At 58.7% G+C, this 22142-nt stretch carries 20 protein-coding genes and 1 tRNA gene; 18 read left to right on the top strand and 3 right to left on the bottom strand.

The window, feature by feature from the left end:
* Positions 1–6: 6 nt before the first annotated feature.
* From E7002_RS06985 to E7002_RS06995, 3 genes are all read left to right on the top strand, one after another.
* Entirely contained in the window at positions 7–969 is a 963-nt protein-coding gene (locus tag E7002_RS06985; protein ID WP_303728149.1) for an alpha/beta hydrolase, read from the top strand.
* Positions 966–2510, top strand: coding sequence for a glycerol kinase GlpK (glpK, locus tag E7002_RS06990; RefSeq protein WP_303728150.1), 1545 nt, complete (start codon positions 966–968; stop codon positions 2508–2510). The genes E7002_RS06985 and glpK overlap by 4 nt, the downstream gene beginning before the upstream one ends.
* 84 nt (positions 2511–2594) lie before the next feature.
* Positions 2595–4127, top strand: a complete 1533-nt coding sequence (locus tag E7002_RS06995; RefSeq protein ID WP_303728151.1) for a putative ABC transporter permease — start codon at positions 2595–2597, stop codon at positions 4125–4127.
* Between the two features lie 9 nt (positions 4128–4136).
* Here the strand turns inward: E7002_RS06995 and E7002_RS07000 are convergent, their stop codons facing one another.
* Positions 4137–5090, bottom strand: coding sequence for a DMT family transporter (locus tag E7002_RS07000; protein WP_303728152.1), 954 nt, complete (start codon positions 5088–5090; stop codon positions 4137–4139).
* A gap of 111 nt (positions 5091–5201) precedes the next feature.
* Positions 5202–5855 (bottom strand): uracil phosphoribosyltransferase, encoded by a 654-nt coding sequence (gene upp / locus E7002_RS07005; protein ID WP_303728153.1) that lies wholly within the window; start codon positions 5853–5855, stop codon positions 5202–5204.
* 118 nt (positions 5856–5973) lie between these two features.
* On the opposite strand from upp, the gene rpiB reads away from it, so the two are divergent.
* The 13 genes from rpiB to E7002_RS07070 all read left to right on the top strand — a co-directional run bounded on the left by rpiB (position 5974) and on the right by E7002_RS07070 (position 17737).
* The gene (rpiB, locus tag E7002_RS07010) at positions 5974–6408 is read left to right on the top strand and encodes a ribose 5-phosphate isomerase B (protein ID WP_303728154.1); all 435 of its coding nucleotides are present in this window, start codon (positions 5974–5976) and stop codon (positions 6406–6408) included.
* 130 nt (positions 6409–6538) lie between these two features.
* Positions 6539–7798: a serine hydroxymethyltransferase gene (gene glyA / locus E7002_RS07015; protein ID WP_303728156.1), complete on the top strand. Its 1260-nt coding sequence runs from the start codon at positions 6539–6541 to the stop codon at positions 7796–7798.
* A 154-nt stretch (positions 7799–7952) separates the two neighbouring features.
* On the top strand, positions 7953–8420 hold the full coding sequence (locus E7002_RS07020; protein ID WP_303728158.1) for a cytidine/deoxycytidylate deaminase family protein: 468 nt from the start codon (positions 7953–7955) through the stop codon (positions 8418–8420).
* Positions 8421–8669: 249 nt separating this feature from the next.
* Positions 8670–8957, top strand: a complete 288-nt coding sequence (locus E7002_RS07025; protein WP_066663778.1) for a hypothetical protein — start codon at positions 8670–8672, stop codon at positions 8955–8957.
* Between the two features lie 13 nt (positions 8958–8970).
* Positions 8971–9744 (top strand): F0F1 ATP synthase subunit A, encoded by a 774-nt coding sequence (atpB, locus tag E7002_RS07030; RefSeq protein WP_303728159.1) that lies wholly within the window; start codon positions 8971–8973, stop codon positions 9742–9744.
* A gap of 125 nt (positions 9745–9869) precedes the next feature.
* On the top strand, positions 9870–10088 hold the full coding sequence (gene atpE, locus E7002_RS07035; protein ID WP_066663772.1) for an ATP synthase F0 subunit C: 219 nt from the start codon (positions 9870–9872) through the stop codon (positions 10086–10088).
* A gap of 102 nt (positions 10089–10190) precedes the next feature.
* Entirely contained in the window at positions 10191–10748 is a 558-nt protein-coding gene (atpF, locus tag E7002_RS07040) for a F0F1 ATP synthase subunit B (RefSeq protein ID WP_240480641.1), read from the top strand.
* Positions 10738–11313: a FoF1 ATP synthase subunit delta gene (locus E7002_RS07045; RefSeq protein ID WP_303728160.1), complete on the top strand. Its 576-nt coding sequence runs from the start codon at positions 10738–10740 to the stop codon at positions 11311–11313. The genes atpF and E7002_RS07045 overlap by 11 nt, the downstream gene beginning before the upstream one ends.
* Entirely contained in the window at positions 11307–12884 is a 1578-nt protein-coding gene (gene atpA / locus E7002_RS07050; RefSeq protein ID WP_303728161.1) for a F0F1 ATP synthase subunit alpha, read from the top strand. The genes E7002_RS07045 and atpA overlap by 7 nt, the downstream gene beginning before the upstream one ends.
* Positions 12885–12897: 13 nt before the next feature.
* Positions 12898–13821, top strand: a complete 924-nt coding sequence (atpG, locus tag E7002_RS07055) for an ATP synthase F1 subunit gamma (RefSeq protein ID WP_303728162.1) — start codon at positions 12898–12900, stop codon at positions 13819–13821.
* Positions 13822–15255 (top strand): F0F1 ATP synthase subunit beta, encoded by a 1434-nt coding sequence (gene atpD, locus E7002_RS07060; RefSeq protein ID WP_066663760.1) that lies wholly within the window; start codon positions 13822–13824, stop codon positions 15253–15255.
* Entirely contained in the window at positions 15255–15671 is a 417-nt protein-coding gene (gene atpC / locus E7002_RS07065) for an ATP synthase F1 subunit epsilon (protein ID WP_303728163.1), read from the top strand. Before atpD ends, atpC begins: the two co-directional genes overlap by 1 nt.
* A 236-nt stretch (positions 15672–15907) precedes the next feature.
* Positions 15908–17737 (top strand): hypothetical protein, encoded by a 1830-nt coding sequence (locus tag E7002_RS07070; protein ID WP_303728164.1) that lies wholly within the window; start codon positions 15908–15910, stop codon positions 17735–17737.
* A 1393-nt stretch (positions 17738–19130) separates the two neighbouring features.
* Here the strand turns inward: E7002_RS07070 and E7002_RS07075 are convergent.
* Positions 19131–19221 (bottom strand) — tRNA-Ser (locus E7002_RS07075).
* 277 nt (positions 19222–19498) lie between these two features.
* On the opposite strand from E7002_RS07075, the gene E7002_RS07080 reads away from it, so the two are divergent.
* The gene (locus E7002_RS07080) at positions 19499–21376 is read left to right on the top strand and encodes a DUF2207 domain-containing protein (protein WP_303728165.1); all 1878 of its coding nucleotides are present in this window, start codon (positions 19499–19501) and stop codon (positions 21374–21376) included.
* A gap of 201 nt (positions 21377–21577) precedes the next feature.
* Entirely contained in the window at positions 21578–22099 is a 522-nt protein-coding gene (locus tag E7002_RS07085) for a shikimate kinase (RefSeq protein WP_303728166.1), read from the top strand.
* Positions 22100–22142: the final 43 nt, after the last annotated feature.

Below are 22142 nucleotides of genomic sequence, written 5' to 3' on the forward strand. Positions count from 1 at the left end.
GACCCCATGCAGGAAGAGGGACAGGTGGAGCAGGTTAAGGAAGCCATCAAGCGAGAGGAGTTCTACTTCGATTCCTCCGATGGCGAGACGCGCATTCGCGCCCTTGTGTGGGCGCCCGCGGGTGCGCCGCGCGCTATCGTGCAGATTGCGCATGGCATGGTAGAGCATATCGAGCGTTACGACGATTTTGCCCGCATGCTTGCCGCGAGCGGATACGTGGTGTTCGGCAACGATCATATTGGCCATGGCAAGAGTGTGCTGCACGTGAGCGAACTGGGAGAACTGCCCGTTGGCGGCAACGACATCATGATCTCCGACGTGGATGCGCTGCGTCGCATTGCGCAGGATCGCTTCCCCGGCATCCCTTACGTGCTGTTTGGCCATTCCATGGGCAGTTTCATCGCGCGCTGCTATGCAGGCCGCCATGGTGCGGGTTTGGCGGGGCTTATCCTGTGCGGATCGGGCGACCAGCCGCGTCCCGTTGCGTTTGCCGGCGAGCGCCTTTCCCGACTTATCGCGCGAGCAAGTGGATGGGATTATCGCAGCCGGTTTCTTCATAACATTGCCGTTGGGTCCTACGCGAAGCGCATTCCGGATGCTACCTCTCCGTTGGCTTGGCTTAACACGTCGGAAGAATGCGTGAAGCGCTATGCCGACGACCCCGCGTGCGGTGCGATGTTTTCCGCGGGTGGCTATGCCTCTCTGCTTTCTCTCGTGCTTGAAGCATCTTCTTCGGGGTGCCTGCATGGCATTCCCTCCGAGCTCCCCATCTTGTTCGTCTCGGGTTCGTGCGATCCCGTGGGAGATATGGGCAAGGGCGTGAGGAACGCTGCTGCGGCGCTGATCGCGTCCGATCACTCCGATGTGGAGGTGCGCCTGTACGAGGGCATGCGCCACGAGATCTTGAACGAGCCCGCCCACGAGTTGGTATACGCCGACGTGCTGGATTGGCTGGAGGAGCGTCTGTGAGCAAGTACGTTATCGCGCTGGACCAGGGCACCACGTCGTCCCGCGCCCTCCTTGTCGACCGCGATTGCATCGTGCGCGGCGTGTACCAGATGACCTTCATGCAGCATTATCCCCAGCCTGGTTGGGTAGAGCACGATGCGCTCGAAATACTTTCGACGCAGCTTTCGGTGCTGCATGACGTCATGGATGCCTTTGCCGTGCAACCGAGCGACGTGAATGCCATCGGCATTACCAATCAGCGCGAGACCACGGTGCTGTGGGATCGTCGCACGGGCGAACCCATTGCCCCTGCTATTGTGTGGCAATGCCGCCGTACGGCGCCCATCATCGAAGAGCTTTGCGCTGACCCCGCTCTGCGCGAGCGCATCACCGACGCCACGGGACTCATTCCCGATGCGTATTTTTCGGCGAGCAAGATTGCGTGGTTGCTCGATAATGTGCCGGGCGCGCGCGAGGCGGCCTGTGCCGGCGATATCCTGTTCGGAACCATCGATACGTGGCTCATTTGGAACCTTACGGGCGGCGTCGTGCACGCAACCGATTACACGAACGCCAGCCGCACCATGCTCTTCGACATTCATGCAGGTGAATGGTGCGATTGGCTCTGCGAGCTCTTCAATGTGCCCATGGCCATGCTTCCCGAGGTGCGTCCCTCGTCGTCGCATTTTGGCGTTACGGCTGGTAGCGTGCCTGCGGCTTCATGTGCGCGTTCGTTTTCGTTTCCCTCCATTCCTGCGGGCATTCCCATCTGCGGTGTGGCGGGCGACCAGCAGTCGGCCCTGTTCGGGCAGTGCTGCACGCGCCCGGGCGATGCGAAGAACACCTACGGTACGGGATGCTTTTTGCTCATGCACACGGGCAACGAGGCCATTCGCTCGAAGAACAACCTGGTTACGACGATTGCCGCCAGCGAGCCTGGCATTTCGGGCCTGGAGTATGCGCTCGAGGGTAGCGTGTTCATGGCGGGTGCGCTCATCCAATGGCTGCGCGACGAGCTGAAGATGATTGGCTCCGCCTCGGAAAGCGAGCAGTTGGCGCGCAGCGTGCCCGACACCGCGGGCGTCTATATCGTGCCTGCGTTTACGGGCCTGGGCGCTCCCTATTGGGATGCCCAGGCGCGTGGGGCAATCTACGGGCTTACGCGGGGTGCGAATCGCGCGCATATCGTGCGCGCCGCGCTCGAGGCGCTGGCGTATCAGGTGAGCGACCTCATGACCAGCATGGTTGCCGACGCGGGTGTGCGCGTGGAAACGTTGGCCGTTGACGGTGGCGCCGCGCGCAATGACTTCCTCATGCAGTTCCAGGCCGACATCCTGGGCTGCAGGCTCGTTCGTCCCGCGAATGCGGAAACCACGGCGGCGGGTGCGGCGTTCCTGGCTGGCCTGCATACGGGTTTCTGGAAGGATATGGACGAGATTCGCAGCAAGCGCGTCATCGAGAACGTGTACTCTTCCCAGATGGATGCCGCTCGGCGTGCCCAGCTGCTCAGTGGCTGGAAGTCGTGCATCGAACGCACCAGGACGAATCAAACCGTTGAATGACATGTTCGGGCCTGAGTAATCCCTTTTGATATCATTGAACCATCATTTCTGGTTGAAATTGGGTTCATCGGAGGGGGATGCCTTATGGCCGAGGGTGCCGAGAGTTCCGTCAACGACGAGTACGTAACGGGTCGTGCCGACCGCGCACGGATTACGCGCGGTGCCCAGCTCGATGCTGCCGAGGCGGTTGCCATGGCTGGTGTGGCCATGGAATCCGATGTCGAAGCGGAGGAAGCCAGGCGGGAAAGCTTCAGGGCGGAACGCGCGGGCGATCGCGCGGCCGCTAAAGAGGCGCGTGCTCGGGAGCGCGCTGCGCGCAAGAAGGCGAATGCCGACCACAAGGCTGCAACCAAATCGGCGCATCAGGCTTATCAGGCCATCAAGTTCAGCGCGCCGAATAAGCTCGGGTTCATTCGCGTGGTTCAGGTGCTCTTCGCCATTCACATCGTGTTTACCCTGCTGGCGCTTATTCTGTCGTCGCGCGATACCGTGGTTTACAGTTCCGCGACCATCCTCGAATGGATTATGGTGATTCTCGAGGGCGTGGCGTTCTGGCTGTTCGTGAACCGCTACAAGATAGCGCGTCCATTCGTGATAGGCATGGCGGTCCTTGCCATGATTGTTCCGGCAATCGCCAGCATTGCGTCGGGCACGTTCTCCCTTTCCATGCTCATTAGCTCGTCGCTCTTCTACATCTTCCTCATCTTGTATTTCGCCCTGTCGAAGCGTGCGAAGGCAGTGCTCGTCAACGACCTCACGCCCAATCGTACGGAAGCGCCGAAGGAGGAGTTCGTCATCAATCGGCGCGGTTGGCCGTTCGTGCGCAACCTCATCATGTACTTCGTGGTGTTCTCGGTGCTGGGACACTGGATGGAGGCTGGCATGTGCCAGTTCATTCGCCTCGGATTGGTGCAAGGCGAGTACGACCCCACGAATACCATGCTTTGGCGTGATTGGCTGTATCCGTATCCCATGGAGGGCGCGGCGGTGGTCATCATTGCCTTGGCGCTCTATCCACTGCTCGTTTGGTTGAAGGGTAAGTTCAAGAACCGCCTGGTTCCGTATGCCATCAGCTTCGTGGTCAATGCGCTCGTGTGCTCGCTCATCGAGTTCAGCATGGGCCTCATCGTCAACGCCGATCTGCAGCTGTGGAACTACAGCGACAACTTCGGCAACATCATGGGGCAGGTGTGCTTGCAGAATGCCCTTGCCTTTGGCGTGGCCGCCTCCATCATCGCATGGTTCGTGTATCCGCTTATGGAGCGATGGCTCGCACGCGTGCCGCGTGACATCATGAACATCGCGTTTGTCGTGGTGCTCTTGTTTGGCGGCATACTCTGGTCGCTTTACCTCATTGATCCTCCCGAGACCGTGAACTCCTCTGCGTATAGCCAGCAGGCTGCGGAAGACCCAGCGCGTGACGAGGTGAGATCGATTGACGTCTCGGTCATCTTGGAGGAAGGCTCCATCGAGAGCCTGAGGGAAACCATTGACTCGTCGCAGTACCTTTCCGATGAGCAGAAGGAAGCGGCTCGAGCGCATCTAGATGAGGCGATGAATAACCTGAAAGACGTCGAAGCAGACATTGGCGCCGAGCAACTCGAGCCCGCATCGTAGCGCTTTGGGCTAGCTTTCCCGGGACATCTTGTCCTTGCCCTTCGTGGCGACGAGCAGAATGGTTGCTACCATCAGGGCAAGGCCGATCCAATCGTATCCGCTGAAGGCGGTCGCCGTAAGGATAGCCGAGCATGCGGTTGCGCTTACGGGCTCGATGGCTCCTAGCTGGCTTCCGCGAACGGCGCCTACTACCGACATGCCGTGCAGGAACAGGAAATATGCCGCGAATGTTCCCAGCATCACTATGATGGCGATGAGGCCTATGGCAACGACGTCAAGCTGGGGGAGTAAGGCGCTTCCCATGGCGTTTCCGCTACTTGCAATGACGTCGAGTTCCGGGAAGGCAAATGCTGCAATCCAGAGCGCAAGCGATGCGAAGCTGCCCGTGACCATGCCCAATCCGATTACGGTGAAGCTGCCATAGCGCGGATAGAGTCGCTGCGGCGCGATGGCGCAAATGGCTGCGGCAACGGCGCTTCCCAAACCCCATATCAAGCCCAAAGCGGGTAGGTGAATGGTACCCACATCTCCCTGCGTGGCGATGATGACTGTTGCGGCCACTGCGCAAACGAGCCCGATGGCTTCGGGTATGCGAGGTGCCCGCCATCGCGTGAGGCACGTGTAGAGCATGACCATGACGATGTTGGCGCTTTGGAGCACGGTTGCGGTGCCCGCGTTGGTGTAGGCGATGGCAATGATGTACGTTATTTGGCTTGCAAACAGGCCGAATACGCCAAAGAAGAGAATGTGGATGAGCGCCTTGGGGTCGTGGAGGAGCTCTCGTGCGCTCGTGCGACGCCCCAATACGATGGCGATGGCGAAAAGGGCGCCCGAAGCTACCATGCGGATGGCGGTGACGAACAGGGTCGATATGGCGTAGTTTTCGAGTAGGTATTGGGAGCACGTGCCCGAGAAGCCCCATAGCGCTGCGCCGAGCAGGGTGGATGCTACGCCCCACGCCATGCGTCCTCGTTTTGCCTGTTTCTTTTGCTCCGCCTTCAAATGCTGCTCCTCAATAACGAAGGGGAAGCGCCAAACGCGTTTCCCCTTCGTTGCTTGCGTATGGCACGCGGTTTACTTCGTGCCGAAGATGCGGTCGCCGGCATCGCCCAGGCCGGGCACGATGTAGGCGTCGTCGTTCAGGCACTCGTCTACGGCGCAGGTGTAGATCTGCACGTCGGGGTCGGCGTCGAGCACGGCGCGCAGGCCTTCGGGTGCGGCTACGAGCACCATCAGCTTCAGCTGCTTGACGCCCTGTTCGCGCAGGTAGCGGATGGCGTCGATGGAAGAACCGCCCGTGGCGAGCATGGGGTCGACGATGAGCACGTAGCGGCTGGCGATGTCGCTGGGCAGCTTGCCATAGTACACGTGCGGCACGTGCGTTTCCGGGTCGCGGTACATGCCCAGGTGGCCAATGTGGGCCGAGGGGATGAGCTCGAGCATGCCGTCGACCATGCCCAGGCCAGCGCGCAGAATGGGCACGATGGCGACGTCGTGGCCCGCATCAACGTGATAGCAGGTGGTCTTGCAGATGGGCGTTTCCACCTCGACCTCTTCCAGGGTGAGGTCACGCGTGGCTTCGTAGCCCTCGAACAGGGAAAGCTCTTTCACGAGCGTGCGGAATTGGCTGCAGGGCGTGTCCTTGCTGCGCAGAATCGAAAGCTTGTGGAGCACCATGGGGTGGTCGACGACGGTTACGCGCGGGCCGAATTCTTCGAGCACAGTCATGTTGATACCTTCCTGTTTTGTCGTAATGCTGGTAGTAGTATACCGCGCGTGCCTATAATGGCGCCGTAAACGGATGTATGCATGCCGAATGCATGGCATAAACGAAGGGAAAGCGCACATGGTTATCTCGATGGGCTCCGATCACGCCGGGTTCGAGCAGAAGGAACAGCTGAAGGCATACCTGCAGCAGCAGGGCCACACGGTGCTCGATAGGGGCTGCGATAGCGCCGATCGCGTCGATTATCCCGACTTTGCGCTTCCCGTTGCCCAGGATGTCGCCGCGGGCGAAGCCGCGCGTGGCGTCCTGGTGTGCGGCACGGGCATCGGCATGGCCCTGGCTGCCGACAAGGTGGCAGGCATTCGCGCTGCCAACATCATTACGCCCCAGTTCGCGGCCCTGTGTCGCGAGCATAATGATGCGAACGTCATTACGCTTTCCGGTCGCTTCGTGAGCTTTGAGACGAATTGCGAGATTCTCGACGCTTTCCTCTCCACGGAATTTGGCGGCGGTCGCCATGCTGGTCGCGTGGAAAAAATCATGAGCCTCGATTAATTCGCCCCACGCTTCTTATCTTGTGTCCCGCTGCCATCACTGTCTATGTGTAGTAGCCGATATCGGGGGTTCCTAATCGCCGCGGGAGTGCTAGCATGGCACGCATACTACTTCGAGCGAAAGGAACGCCATGCCATTTCAGTTTATTGACAAGACTGATCCGCAAGTTGCTGCCGCCATCAGCGAAGAGCTGTCGCGTCAGCGTGGTACCATCGAGCTCATTGCTAGCGAGAATATCGTTTCACCTGCGGTAATGGAGGCCATGGGCAGCGTGCTCACCAACAAGTACGCTGAAGGCTATCCGGGCAAGCGTTACTATGGCGGCTGCGAGAAGGTCGACATCGTCGAAGACCTGGCGCGCGACCGTGCGAAGGAGCTCTTCGGCGCCAAGTTCGCCAACGTGCAGCCTCACTCTGGCGCTCAGGCCAACTACGCTGCGTATGCTGCCATCATCAAGCCGGGTGACACCATTCTGGGCATGAGCCTCGATAACGGCGGCCACCTCACGCATGGTTCGCCCGTGAATTTCTCGGGCAAGCTGTATCACGTGGAAGCCTATGGCGTGGGCGAAGACGAGCGCATCGACTACGACGCGCTCCAGGCTCAGGCCGAAGAGGTGAAGCCCCAGGTCATCGTTGCTGGCGCGAGCGCCTATCCGCGCATCATCGATTTCGAGCGCCTGGCTCAGATTGCCCATGGCGTGGGCGCCTACCTCATGGTCGACATGGCTCACATTGCCGGCCTGGTTGCCGCGGGCGAGCATCCCAGCCCCGTGCCCTATGCCGACATCGTTACCTCTACCACGCACAAGACGCTGCGCGGTCCTCGCGGCGGCCTGATCCTCACCAACGACGAGGCCCTGGCCAAGAAGATCAACAGCGCGGTGTTCCCCGGTACGCAGGGCGGCCCGCTCATGCACGTTATCGCCGGCAAGGCCGTTGCCTTCGGCGAGGCTCTGAAGCCCGAATTCAAGACCTACATCCATAATGTGGTTGTGAACTGCGCGGCTATGGGTCGCGGCATGACGGATGGCGGCCTTCGCCTGGTTTCCGGTGGCACCGACAACCATCTGTGCCTGGTCGACCTTACGCCCGCCGATGTCACGGGTAAGGATGCCGAGCGCGTGCTCGAGGAAGTTGGCCTTACGGTGAACAAGAACACCATCCCCAACGAGACGCGTTCCCCGTTCGTCACCAGCGGTATCCGCGTTGGCACGGCTGCGGGCACCACGCGTGGCCTGAACGAGGAAGAGTTCTACACCATCGGTTCCTGCATCGCCGACGCTGTGTTCGCTTTCGCGCGCGACGATTCCGCCGCGCTGGCTGCTACGCGCGAGCGCGTGCAGGCCATCATTGATGCGCATCCGCTCTATCCAGAACTCGACTTCTAAGCCAAAACGCATAGTTACGTTCTGGGGTGGCCGGCATACGTCGGCCATCTCTTTTTATGTCGGTGGGTTTTCGGAAGTGTGAATGCTCTTCTATATGTCGTATGGGGGAGTATAATGCTCGCAATATATCCGAGGCGTAATGGCAGGGGAAGCAATGGAACAGGGTATCGACCGTCCTTCGTGGGACGAATACTTCATGACGCTCGCCGATGAGGTGGCTACGCGTTCCACGTGCCTGCGCCGTTCGGTTGGTGCGCTCATCGTGAAGGACCGTCGTATTCTGGCCACGGGCTACAATGGCGTTCCCAGCGGCTTGCGCCATTGCTCGGAAACGGGGTGCTTGCGTCAGCAGCTCAACGTTCCCAGTGGACAGCGTCACGAGATCTGCCGCGGCCTGCATGCCGAACAGAACGCCATCATCCAGGCGGCGCGCTATGGCATCGACATTTCCGGTGCAAGCATCTACATCACCACCCAGCCGTGCGTGGTGTGCGCGAAGATGCTCATCAACGCTGGCATTAGCGAGATCGTGTACAAGAACCCGTATCCCGACGATCTTTCCGCCGAACTGCTTGCCGAGTCGGGCATCAAGATGCGCGTGTATGACGAAAGCGCGAACTAGCGCCCTCATTGCACGTGAACCTTATGGACTAGATGCGCCCCAGCACATCCGCTGGGGCGCATCTTTCATGCATTTCTTTATACATGCTCTCGAAAGGCCCATGTAATGCATAACCCATTCCGGGCGATATTATGCATTTCTGTGAAAATACGGCTCACTTATCCAGTTTTTTACGCTTTCTTCGGGGTCACATCCGAAAGTTAGTTATGATACGTACCGTTGTTTTGAGTCTGACGAGAAAGTGTAGACGTGGCGTTACCTATCGTCCTTGGTGTCATTCTGGGAGCCCTTGGCTTCCTGCCCCTGCGGGGCGCGCTTACGGCCGCTCGTAAGGTCACGAGTACGTCTAATTTTTCTCATGCCAGCATTCTGCTGCTGGCGGTTGTCGGCTCATCCATCATTTTGTTCGGTTCGGCTGTGCTCTGCATCGTGCTCAGTCGTAGCAATGTTCTTCCCTTTGTCGGGGGAGAGGTCGCCGGCATCGTAGTCTGCGCCCTCGGCTTCGGCATTTGGAAGGCCGTATCAAGCGGGAAATAGGGAAAGGCAAATAGTGGACGCGCTTACTCAGCTAGCAAATTCCGTTCCTGAGCTTCAGGAATCCCTGCAATCTCAGACCGTCTTCGGTCCTGTGACCACCTTCACGCTGTGGATGGTCATCGTGTTCGCGCTGGTGCTCGTTCTCGTGCTCACCGCCGCGAAGAAGCTCACCCTCGTTCCGAACAGCAAGTTCGTCAACCTGGTTGAGTATGGCTACGAATTCGTCCGTCGCGACATGGGCGAAAACGCCATTGGTCATGGCTACGAGAAGCACATTCCCTTCCTGGCCACGCTTTTCTTCTTCATCCTCATTTCGAACTTCATCGGCCTGGTGCCGGGCTTCAAGACCCCCACGGGCACGCTGAACAACACCTGGGCGTTGTCTCTCATCGCCTTCGTCTACTTCAACTACTACGGCATCAAGACCAAGGGTGGCTGGGGTTACATCAAGTCCATCGCTCCTTCGGGCCTGCCCGTGGTGATGGTTCCCATCATCTGGTTCTTCGAGCTTATCTCGCTGGTGCTGCGTCTGCTCACCCTGGCCGTGCGACTCTATGGCAACATGTTCGCTGGCCACATGGTGCTCGGCATCTTCGCTTTGGCATCCAGCATCTTCCTTACGTCGGCCATCGCGGGTGGCGGCATCGTTCCCGGTGTCATCTCGCCCCTGTGGTTCGTTTTCCTCATCGCAATGTATGCGCTTGAGACTCTGGTAGCCTTCCTGCAGGCGTACGTGTTCACCATTCTTTCCGCGGTGTACATCTCGCTTGCCACGAGCGCTCACTAGGCCGCCTGCTCGCGGCGTCACGCGAGCCTTCTATCCCGGATCTATGTCGGCGGGTACACAGTCGGCAGATCATACATATCAGCTTGATTGCGAAGCGGTTTCGCAATCGAACAAAGGAGGAACAAGTGGAAACTATTTTCACCATCGCCGCCCTTAAGGTAGTCGGCTATGGCCTCGGCGCCATTGGGCCTGGCATCGGCATCGGCGTGGCCACCTACGGCTGCTGCGTTGCTACCGCCCGCCAGCCTGAACTGGCCGGCCGTATCTTCACCAACTTCATCATTGGTGCTGCTCTGGCCGAGGCACTGGCCCTCATCGGCTTCGTGCTGACGTTCATTATGTAAATTCAACCTTATAACGGATTCATCTGCCGTAATAAGGCTGAAAGGAGCAAGAGAGTGGAATTCAAGACGAACAAAGTACTGGCGGGTGCAAGCGCTTTCGCGCTGGCTACGTCGGTCCTCAGCGTCCCCACTGTCGCGTTCGCAGAAGAAAAGAGCGGTATCGCGGCCATCCTGCCCGATCCTATCGAGTTCGTGCCCATGCTCATCGCCTTCGTCATCCTCTGGGTGATCCTGGCGAAGTTCGGCTGGCCCCTGTTCGATAAGATGCTGGAAAAGCGCGCCTCTACCATCAAGGAAAACCTTGAGCAGGCTGAAGAGGCACGTCAGGAAGGCGAGCGCGTACTGGCCGAGTACAAGCAGGAGCTTGCTCAGGCCAAGACGCAGGCTTCGCAGATCGTCGCCGATGCCAAAGCTGCTGGTGAAGCCGCCAAGGCTGACATCACGGCTCAGGCTCAGCGCGAGGCTGCCGAAATGATCGCGAAGGCACAGGTTGCCATCGAGGCCGAAAAGAAGGCTGCCATCGCCGAACTGCAGGGCTCTATCGCCGATACGTCGATTGCCGTGGCTTCTAAGCTCATCGCCAACGATCTGACCGACGACGAGCACCGCGCTCTGATCGAACGCTACGTGAGCGAGGCGGGTAGTTTCAATGCCAACTAATCGTCACGACATCCAGGCCGAAGCCGAAGTCTACGCATCCAATCTTCTGGATGCCGCTCAGGCTGCCGGTGGTCTCGACGCCGTGATGGCCGTACGTGCCCAGCTCGATCAGATCGTTGCCTACGATCGTTCGCATGTCGAGCTCACCGATGCCATGCAGGATCTTGCATACACGGTCGAGCAGCGCAGCGAGCTGATTAGGAACGTCTTTTCCGACTGCCGTCCTGAACTGGTTTCGGTGTTGGGCGTTATGGCCGAACGTGGCGATTGGGAAGACCTGGCCCGTATCCGGGCCGCATTCAACCAGCAGATTGTCGACAAGCTGAACGTGAACGTGATCGACGTGACCACGCGCGTTGCCCTCGACGACCATCTGCGCCAGGTTATCAAAGACAAGGCTGCCGCCGAACTGGGCGGAACCATCGTGCTCGTGGAGAGCATCGACGATTCCATCCTGGGTGGCATCATCATGAACGCAAACGGCAAGCGTATCGATGCAAGCATGCGCACCATGCTCACGAACGCTCGCAGTGTGCTTAAAGAAACTGATGGAGGTGAATGCTAGTGACTGAAATCACCGCACAGTCTATCGACGAGGCACTGCGCAAGCAGCTCGACGCTCTGAACACGAGCGTGGAATCTCGCGAGGTTGGCACGGTCATTCAGGTCGGCGACGGTATTGCCCGCATCGATGGCCTGAAGGGCGCGATGGCTGGCGAGCTGCTCGAGTTCACCGGGGCCAACGGCCAGACCGTTTACGGTATGGCCCAGAACCTCGAAGAGGACGAAGTAGGCGCCGTTCTGCTGGGTGACGTCACCGCAATCAAGGAAAACGACCAGGTGAAGACCACCGGTCGTATCGTGGAAATCCCCGTCGGTCGCGGAATGTTCGGGCGCGTAGTAAACGCCCTGGGCATGCCCATCGACGGCAAGGGCCCCATCGAGGCCGAGGGCACGCGCCCCGTGGAGTTCAAGGCTCCCGGCGTTATCGCTCGTCAGCCTGTGTGCGAGCCCATGCAGACGGGTATCCTCGCTGTCGACTCGATGATCCCCATCGGTCGCGGTCAGCGCGAACTTATCATTGGCGACCGCCAGACCGGTAAGACCGCTATCGCCATCGACGCGATCATCAACCAAAAGGGTCAGGACATGATCTGCATCTACGTGGCAATCGGCCAGAAGGCCTCCACGGTTGCGGGTCTGGTGGAGACCCTGGAAAAGCATGGCGCCATGGACTACACCATCGTAGTCTCCGCCACCGCTTCCGACTCCGCTCCGCTGCAGTACATCGCCCCCATGGCTGGTGCTGCTATCGGCGAGTACTTCATGTACAACGGCAAGGACGGCAAGCCGGCCAGCAAGGACAATCCTGGCGGCCACGTGCTCTGCATCTACGACGACCTGTCCAAGCAGGCTGTCGCCTACCGCCAGATGTCGCTGACGCTGCGTCGCCCGCCGGGACGCGAAGCTTACCCTGGCGACGTTTTCTACCTGCATTCTCGCCTGCTCGAGCGTGCAGTAAAGATGAACGACGAGAACGGTGCTGGCTCTCTCACGGCTCTGCCGATCATCGAGACCCAGGCTGGCGACGTTTCCGCCTACATTCCTACCAACGTGATTTCGATCACCGACGGTCAGATCTTCTTGCAGACCGACCTGTTCTTCCAGGGCCAGCGCCCTGCAATTAACGTGGGTATCTCCGTATCCCGTGTAGGCGGTTCTGCTCAGACGAAGGCCATGAAGCAGGTTGCCGGTTCGCTCCGTCTCGACCTTGCTTCCTACCGCGAGCTGCAGGCATTTACGCAGTTCGGTAGCGACCTCGACAAGGCTACGCAGGATCAGCTGAACCGTGGTGCCCGTATGACCGAGCTTCTGAAGCAGGGTCGTTACGTGCCGATGCCCTTCGAGGAGCAGGCTCTGGCCATCTATGCTGGTGGCAATGGCTTCCTCGACGACATCGCGGTCGAAGACATCGTTCGCTTCCGTGGCGAGATGCTCGACTTCGTGCGTGCTTCCCGCGGCGATCTCCTTGCGCACCTGCGCACGGAAAAGAAGTGGACCGATGACATCAAGGCGGAAGCTAACGAGGCTATTGAAGCCTTCAAGCAGCAGTTCGCCGGTTCGGCCCAGGCTTAAGAGGCGGTAACGGATGCCAAACCTACACGACATTCAAAGGCGCATCAACTCCGTCAACTCGACGAAGCAGATCACCCGTACCATGGAAATGGTGTCGGCGGCCAAGATTCGCAAGGCGACCGAACGCGTTGCCGCGACCACGCCGTATTCCGACTCCATGGCCGAAATGCTCGGGCATGTTGCCGAAAGTGCAGGTGGCTCGGAAAATCCTCTGTTGCAGGAACATGATGAAGTAAAGAACGTGCTGGCCATCGCCGTGGTTTCCGACCGCGGTCTGGCCGGCGGGTTCAACGCGAACGTCCTTCGCACCGTGGAAAAGCAGATCAAGAAGCTTTCCACGGATGGTGTGGATACTCACGTTATCGCGTGTGGCAAGAAGGCAATCTCGTACTTCAGCTTCCGCGGAATCGAATTGGACATGGTGTTCAAGGACCTTTCCGCAGACCCGACGTTCGATGAAGCCGCCACTATCGCGCAGCGTGCCATCACCGGGTATACGAACGGCGACTACGACAAGGTCGTCATCGTGTACAACCACGCGAAGAACGCGGCAGAGCAGACGCTTCGCACCGAAACGATTCTGCCCATCGATGCTAGCGCGCTTGCGCGCGAGGAGGATTTCTCCAAGGCACTCGAGGCAGGCGTGGCGGCCGAGGCCGAAGAGAACGTATCCACTGGCGATGTGGACTTCGAGCCCAGCGCCGAGGACGTACTCGACAGCTTGCTTCCCGCATACGTGAAGATGATGATCTACCACGCACTGGTTGACAGCGCCTGTGGTGAGCAGGGCGCTCGCCGCAACGCCATGAAATCAGCAACCGATAATGCGACCGAGATGGTGGAAACGCTCGAGCGTTACTACAATCGAGTTCGCCAAGGTGCCATCACGACCGAGATCAACGAGATCGTCGGTGGCGCAGCAGCTTTGGAGGAATAAATGGCTGAAGAAAACAAGACTCAAGGGGGTGTCGGTCGCATCGTCCGTATCGTCGGTCCTGTTGTTGATGTCGAGTTCGCTCGCGAGAGCATGCCCGCAATCTACAACGCTCTGACGGTTGATGCAACCACTCCTCTGGGCGACGTTCACGTCGTCATGGAGGTGCAGATGCACCTTCCCGGCGATCTTGTGCGCGCCGTTGCCATGTCGTCCACCGACGGCCTGGTTCGCGGTCTCGACGTGCAGGACACCGGTGCTCCCATCAAGATGCCCGTTGGCCAGGCAACTCTGGGCCGCATTTGGAATGTGGTCGGCGAGCCTGTTGACGGCAAGGAGCTCCCTGACAACATCGAGAAGTGGATGCCCATCCACCATCCCGCTCCCGAATACGACACGCTCACCACGAGCACCGAAGTGTTCGAGACGGGCATCAAGGTTGTCGACCTGATCGAGCCCTTCATCCGCGGCGGTAAGACCGGTCTGTTCGGTGGCGCTGGCGTAGGCAAGACGGTTCTCATTCAGGAACTCATCAACAACCTCGCTCAGGAGCACGGCGGCACGTCCGTATTCACGGGCGTAGGCGAGCGTACTCGTGAGGGTACAGACCTGTACCTGGAAATGAGCGAGTCCGGCGTTATCAACAAGACCTGCCTTGTGTACGGTCAGATGAACGAGCCTCCCGGAGCGCGTCTGCGCGTCGGTCTGGCTGGCCTGACGGAAGCCGAGTACTTCCGTGATCAGGGTCAGGACGTTCTGCTGTTCATTGACAACATCTTCCGCTTCACGCAGGCTGGTTCCGAGGTTTCCGCTCTGCTCGGCCGTATGCCTTCCGCTGTAGGCTATCAGCCCACGCTGGCTACGGAAATGGGCGACCTGCAGGAGCGCATTACGTCCACCACCACGGGCTCCATTACTTCGGTACAGGCTGTATACGTACCCGCCGACGACCTTACCGACCCGGCGCCCGCTACCACGTTTACGCACCTCGACGCCAAGACGGTTCTCTCCCGTTCCATCGCCGAGCTGGGTATTTACCCCGCCGTCGACCCGCTGGAGAGCACGTCTCGCGCTCTCGACCCCGAAGTCGTTGGTCAGGAGCATTACGACGTGGCTGTTGGCGTCCAGGAGATTCTGCAGAACTACAAGGACCTGCAGGACATCATCGCCATTCTTGGTATGGACGAACTGTCCGAAGAGCAGAAGCTCACGGTTAGCCGCGCCCGTAAGGTGCAGCAGTACCTGGGTCAGCCCTTCCACGTTGCCGAGCAGTTCACCGGCAACCCGGGCGTCTACGTCAAGATGGAAGACACGGTGCGTTCCTTCAAGGAAATCCTCGACGGTAAGTGCGACGATATCCCCGAGCAGTGCTTCACCTACAAGGGCGCTATCGAGGAAGTGTACGCTGCGTACGAGAAGATGAAGAAGGAAGACTAATGGCTAGCATTACCTGCGACATCGTCACCCCGGTCAAGAAGCTCTTCGGAGAAGACTGCTACATGGTGGTCGTGCCGGGCGTGGAAGGCAACATGGGCTTTCTGCCCGGACATGCACAGCTGATGTCGACGCTGGCCGACGGTGTTGTTCGCGTCTACTCCGATGCCAACACCGTGTCCTCTACGTACGCGCTGCAGGGCGGTTATGTGCAGGTGACCGGTGAAAAGGTCATCGTCCTGGCCGACCGTGCCGTACCGGTCGAGAGCATCGACCTGGAAGCTGTGCGCGCACAGATCGCCGAGACGGAAGAGGCCATCAAGGCCGAAACCGACGAGGCTGCCAAGGCTCTGGCTGAGGCAGATCTGGCGTGGTACAAGGTGCAGGAGCACGCTGCCAGCGGCAACGTTGCTGCGTAGTCTCCACTGCATAGCTTGAAGCGAATGGGCACCCTTCGGGGTGCCCATTTTTTGCGCCGTGCACCTACGAGTGATGTGGGAATTGGCTTTGCGAAGGCGCTCGGCTCCCCGGTGTAAACGGCATACCTAGGCGATATGCGCCCGAATTGGTAACAATCACTGGGCGGGCGCCCTCGCAGTATGCTTCTGAATGTATAATCACGCTATCTTCATAAGCACGAGAGGGGCGTGGTGTTATGGGTATCAGTCGTAAGCTAGTCTCCGTTTTGCTCGCATGCGTGTTGTCGGTTGCCTGGGTGCCGGCAATGGCGTTTGGCGTGGCGGATGAATATGAGGTCGCCAATGCCCCCGATCAAAGTGCCGTGCAGCCTCAGGAGCCTTCCGCTCAGCCGGAGGGACAGAACGAGCTCGGGCCCCAATCAAATGAAGCAGGAGATGGTAGCGAGCTTGCGCCCGCGTCCACGGGGTCTCTTGAGACGCAATCTGTCGTCAATGATATAGCTACCTTCACTTATTCGTATACGGGCGAATTCGTTGACATGCGGGTTGGCGATGGTGGCGAAAATATGACCGATCTGCCTCAGGGCTCGTTCGAAGGCTATCAAACTACGTACTATTCCGATCAGGGAAAAGTCGTTTTTCATTTCTCTGTGCTGTTCATCGAGAAAATGACGAGCCTGACCATCAATGGCGTTGATTACAGTAGCTACATTCCCGATACGAAGCAGGAAAAGCTCGACGCGTTTACGTATCAGCATACGGAGTTCGACGTTACCGTTTCGAGATCTAATACGTACGAGATTGCTACGTCAACCGTTCGCGATGATGACCCTGCAGTAGGCAATTTCCTCTGGTCGTACATGGATGTCGATGCTGGTACCGATGATTACATCGACCGTGGAACGCTGGAATTCGTGAGCGTTGAATATGATGGCGATACCTATACCGAAGCGGACTTGAAAGAGGGCTCGGCATTCGATTGGGTGGCCGATGAGAACGAGGGTGGAGCGGTATTCCCCGCGGGCTCTCTGCTCACTGTGAGGCTTGTGCCCAATCACGGCATGCAGCTCATTTCCTTTGGTGTGAACGGCGGCACGTTCGACACGGGCGAAAATGCGTCGGAGTACTCGTTCGAGGTTGCCAAGGGCAATTTCCACCTAGCGGCCCATTTTGACGAGGTCGATGATGCGGTAGTGTCTGATGATGATGCTATTTCGGGCGGGTCGATTGTGCTGTCCGATAAAGACGTCGATTCTGGTTCGGCTATCTTGTCCGTTGATAGCGCCAAGGTGAGCGACGATGAGCTTAATGCGCTGCAGACGGCTGCAACGGGGGCTGGGGAGTATACGGTGCAAAGTGTCGTTGACCTTTCTTTGAACCAGGTCATCTACAAGGGAGTGAACGATGCGTCGACTGCCTGGACGGCCTCTCTTGGATCTGATGAGCCCCTTGAGGAGAACGCCGTTGTTTCCCTGAAGCTGGCTGACGGCGATCAATACGGTTCGGTCGTGGTGGTTCATCAGGAGCATGACGGCACCTGCGTGGCAGTGCCGACGCAGTATGATTCCGCGACGCAAACGGCTACGTTCGAGACGGATGGTTTTTCGAATTACGCCATTGCTACGACGGAGGCCGCGGTAGAGTCTGCGGCGGTGTATCGCCTGTACAATCCGAATTCTGGTGAGCACTTCTTTACGATGAGCGAGTCGGAATACGCAAACGTGAAAGCGGCGGGCTGGAACGATGAGGGCGTTGCATGGCAGGCTCCGCTTGAGGGTGCTGAAGTGTATCGCTTGTACAACCCGAACGGGGGAGACCATCACTTCACGATGAGCGTCGAAGAGCGCGATATGCTGAAGAAGCTTGGCTGGAACGACGAGGGTGTTGCCTTCTGCAGCGCCGATGAGAGTGGCGTTCCCGTTCATCGCCTCTACAATCCCAATGCTCTTGCGGGGAACCACATGTTTACGGCAAGCCAGGACGAGAGCGATTTCGTTAAGGCGGCAGGCTGGAACTACGAAGGCATTGGCTGGTATGCCGTCGATGTTGAGGGCGAGCCTGTATAGATCTCGCTTGTGAATCGTTGCGGGCGCGGGGCGGGGTTGCCCTTCGGGGCACCCGCTCCGCTGCTCGCGTGGGCAAGGCCCCAGGCGGGCCTTGCCCTACGCTCGTGCGCTCGCTGGTTCATGCTTTCACTTGGCGCTGCCCGGACTTTCCTTGGCGTTTCGGAAACTGCGTTTCCGCCCCGCCTTCGGAAGGTCCGTATGCAACGCTTTTCTTATTGGCTTTCACAGTGCCCCTATGGGCAACCCCGCCCCGCGCTCCACGTAGTTCCGATCGGGTCAATTCTACCCACGCACCCCTACCCCTCGACAGCCTCCCATCCAAGTAGGACTTCTATAAATCGGGACGGGTTGTTGTTGCGCCGCTTATCGTGAAGATTATTATCTCGTTGCCTGCCTCAACTTCTCTGATGATGCGTAGTTTGACGAAGTCGCTTGCCTGTAATTCCGAAACTGTTGTTTGGTGTTTCATTACCTGTTAAGCACTATTCTGAATGCCTGATGGGGTTGTTTCCCGGGTTGGTTATTTACTCGGGAAGGGGTGAACAAGGAACGCAGGCGAAGCCGAACGTTCCGTAGTTCACCAGGGATGGAGCAAGCAGTGCCCGTGAACGGGGGACGGAGGCTTGTTCACGCGGAATCGGATGATTCCCGACCGGACGCGCCACCCGAAGAGCCTACCAGCGCTCTGCCATGCGAAGCGAGTGGAGCGCGATTAGGGCTGCCGCAGGTTGAGCGGCCAAGGATAGCGCCCAATCGGTCGGAGCCGGTAGCCCATAGGGGCACTGTGAGAGCAAGCTGGAAACACGCTACGTTTGGGATGCGGCGTGGAGGCGCAGCATCATGCATAATTGTAGGCAACGGTGTTTATGCCCTCGGTTCTGGCCTCGACTTAAAGAAGAGCCTACCAGCGCTCCGGCAGGTATCAGGGTAGGGGACAACGGGACCTGCTTCTGGACTGGCGATTGCTGCCCTGCCGGTGATGCTCGCAAGGTCACTGTGAAAACAAAAAAAGAAGTTGCTTGGCTTAGCCAAGCAACCCGATAAATGCATGAACCAGCGAGCGCACGAGCGGAGGTTTCGGCCCGTGCGGGGCCGAAACCACGCGAGCAGCGGAGCGGGTGACCTGAAGAGTATCACCGGCAGGGCAGCCGCGATCGGATAAAAAAGCAGGCCCCTTTCGGGACCTGCTCAAAATTCGTGGCGGAGAGCTGGGGATTCCGGCGTTCGCTTCGCGAACCCCGAACCCTCCCTCGCAGGCTCGGTCGGGCGAATTCCTAAAAGCCGTCCACTGGACGGCTTTCTTAACGGAATTCCACCTCATCGGTTCGAATCCCCAGTAACGGATCCCGAATAATAAAAAAACAGGTCCCATTCGGAACCTGCTAGGATTTCGTGGCGGAGAGCTGGGGATTCGAACCCCAGATACCCTTTTGGGGCATACTCGCTTAGCAGGCGAGCACCTTCGGCCTCTCGGTCAGCTCTCCGCGGATGCGTCTTAGACGCGGTACGCTATGATACCGTGACATTTCCAAACATGCAAGCATTCGCTTTGCGTAAAACATAGGGTCTGCGCTTTCGGGTATAATCAGGCCAAATTGAACCAAAATCGCACGTAGAGAGGGGAATTGGATGCTTTCGCGATTTATGTTGTCGCAAATGCGTCACAACGATGGGCCCGTATGCGCCAGCGCGGGGCGCACAGCGGCCACATGGGGGATGGGAACCCATGCGCTGCGCTCGCTTCTTCTTGCTACATGTCTCATGGCGGTGGTGCTCCTTGCGTGCGTGATCGCTCCTTCGCATGCCTACGCCAAGGACTACACCATTCCGAAGGTGGACATTACCGCCGATGCGCAAAGCGATGGCTCGCTGCATGTTGTCGAGCAGCGCACATTCAGCTTCGATGGCACGTTTTCCTGCATCTGGTGGAACATGCGCAGCGGCAGTTTCACGGTAAATAGCGTTCAGATTGGCCAGGTGGATAGCAACGGCGACGTTGCGCTGGTCGATATGCCCAGCGTGGGCTTCGATTTGTCATGGCGCGATGCGGGCGGCCCTGGCTATACCTCGTACTCGGTCGATACGGGCAAGAACACGGTCTACGCGTTCTTCGATGCCAGCGATTGCGATGTCGTCATCCAAATCGACTACACGGTGAAGGCGGGCGTTACGCCGTATAAGGACTGTGCCGACCTGTACTGGCAGTACATCGGCACCGATTGGGCGGTTGCGAACGAGAACGTTACCTGCACCATCACGATGCCCGTTCCCGCGGGCGCCGCTCCCGTTATTGGCTCGGACGTGTACGCCTGGGGCCATGGCCCACTTACGGGCACGCTGGCCTTCAACGACTCCGCCACGGCCGTAACGTACAAGGTCGACAAGGTGAAGCCGGGCGAATACGCCGAAGCGCGCGTGGTGTTCCCCCGCACGTGGCTTACGAACATCAGCTCCGACGCCCTGGAATCCACGGGTGACACGGCATTTCTCGATAGCATCCTGCAGTCGGAAGAGGAATGGGCCGACGCGGCGAATTACCAGCGCATGTACTCCCAGCTCTACATTCTGTTCTGGGCGTTGCTTTCGGTGGCGCTTATCGTGTGGGCTGTCGTGATGTACTTCCGACATGGCAAGGAGCACAAGCCCACGTTTACCGAAGACTACTGGCGTGACGTGCCTAATCGCGACGTTCATCCCGCCACCATTGGGCGCTTGTGGCGCTTCGGCAAGGAAAGCTCCAACGACTTCATGGCCACAATCATGCACCTGTCGCATGTGGGCGTGCTCACCATTGCGAAGGGAACGTATAACAAGGACAAGAAGGTCATCGAGGATTATTACATCACCATCAACGACGAAGAGGCCGATGCGCTCAGCGATCCTATCGACAAGGAAGCCATCAAGCTTCTTCGCAAGGTTTCGAAGGGAAAGAATCCCTTCTGGTTGGGGTCCATTCGCGATTACGGTAAGTCGAGCCCCTCGAAGTTCAACGACGCTGTGAAGGCATGGCAGGGCAAGGTGACCGCCGCCCAGAACAAGGCCGATTACTTCGAGGAGGATGGCAATAAGTGGCAGGGCCGCATCATTTGCGTGGCACTGGGATATCCCATCATCTGCTTCCTGATCACGTTCTTCATCGTGGAGAATTACATTCCGCTCGTGTTTTCCATCGTTACGGGTATTGCGCTGTTTGCGCTGTCCAACTTTATGACGCGACGCACGCAGAAGGGCCTCGACGACTACATGCGCTGCAAGGCGCTTCGTAGGTGGTTGTGCGAGTTCTCGGCGCTCGACGAGCGTCCGCCCACAGACGTAAAGGTGTGGGGCGAGTTCATGGTGTACGCCTACATCTTCGGTGTGGCCAAGGAAGCCCTTGCCCAGCTGCGTAAGGCTGTTCCCCAAATCTTCCAGGAGGACGACGACCTCATGGGTCAGAACAGCTGGTACGTGCCCTGGTACGCCATGTACGGCACGCGTCATGGTGATTCGTTTGCCAGCGTGTTCAATACTACGTGGTCGAATACGGAATCCATCGTCAGCTCGGCGCTTTCATCTAGCTCGTCGGGCGGCGGCTTCGGCGGCGGGTTCTCCGGTGGCGGGGGCGGCGGCTTCGGTGGCGGTGGCGGCGGCGCACGCTAGCCCCATTCAACGGCATGCAATTATGGGGAGCGAAGGAGACTTCGTTCCCTTTTTTTGTTGGGCACATTGCGGCCAGCGGTTTTGCCTGATTGTCGGGTGGCGAGTTCTGTGCAGGGCTTTCGCGCTTTTGCGTGCCGGTCTTTCGGTTTTGCTCCATTGCGCTATAGTGAGCTGAACATACCGATAGAGAGAGGAGCGCGCATGGTAAAGAAAGACAACGTGATTCTTATCGGCATGCCCGGCGCGGGCAAGAGCACGCTGGGTATCGTTGCGGCCAAGATCATCGGGTACGACTTCCTCGATGCCGACCTGCTCATCCAGAAGCAGAGCGATAAGACGCTGCAGAAGATCATCGACGCCATGGGTCCCGACGGGTTCATCCAGGTGGAAAACGAGGTACTGTGCGGCATCGACGTGCATCGCACGGTGGTTTCCCCGGGTGGTTCGGCAGTGTACTCCGAAGACGCCATGAAGCACCTTTCCGAAATCGGCACCGTTGTGTACCTGAAGGTGTCGCTTGACGAGCTCATGGGCCGTTTGGGTGGCCTGCACGAGCGCGGCGTCGTCATGAAGGACGGCATGGGCGGTCTGGCGGATATCTACGAAGAGCGCATTCCCCTGTACGAAAAGTACGCCGAAGTGACCATCGACATGGATGGCACGACGGTACGCGATGCGGCTGCCAAGCTGGTTGATACGCTTTCCATGAGGGGAGCCATTTAGCCTGCAGGGTAGCGCATCCTGCGCGTTCTCTGTGGTAGAATGC

Source organism: Denitrobacterium detoxificans (genome assembly GCF_015062615.1).
Taxonomy (GTDB): Bacteria; Actinomycetota; Coriobacteriia; order Coriobacteriales; family Eggerthellaceae; genus Denitrobacterium; species Denitrobacterium detoxificans_A.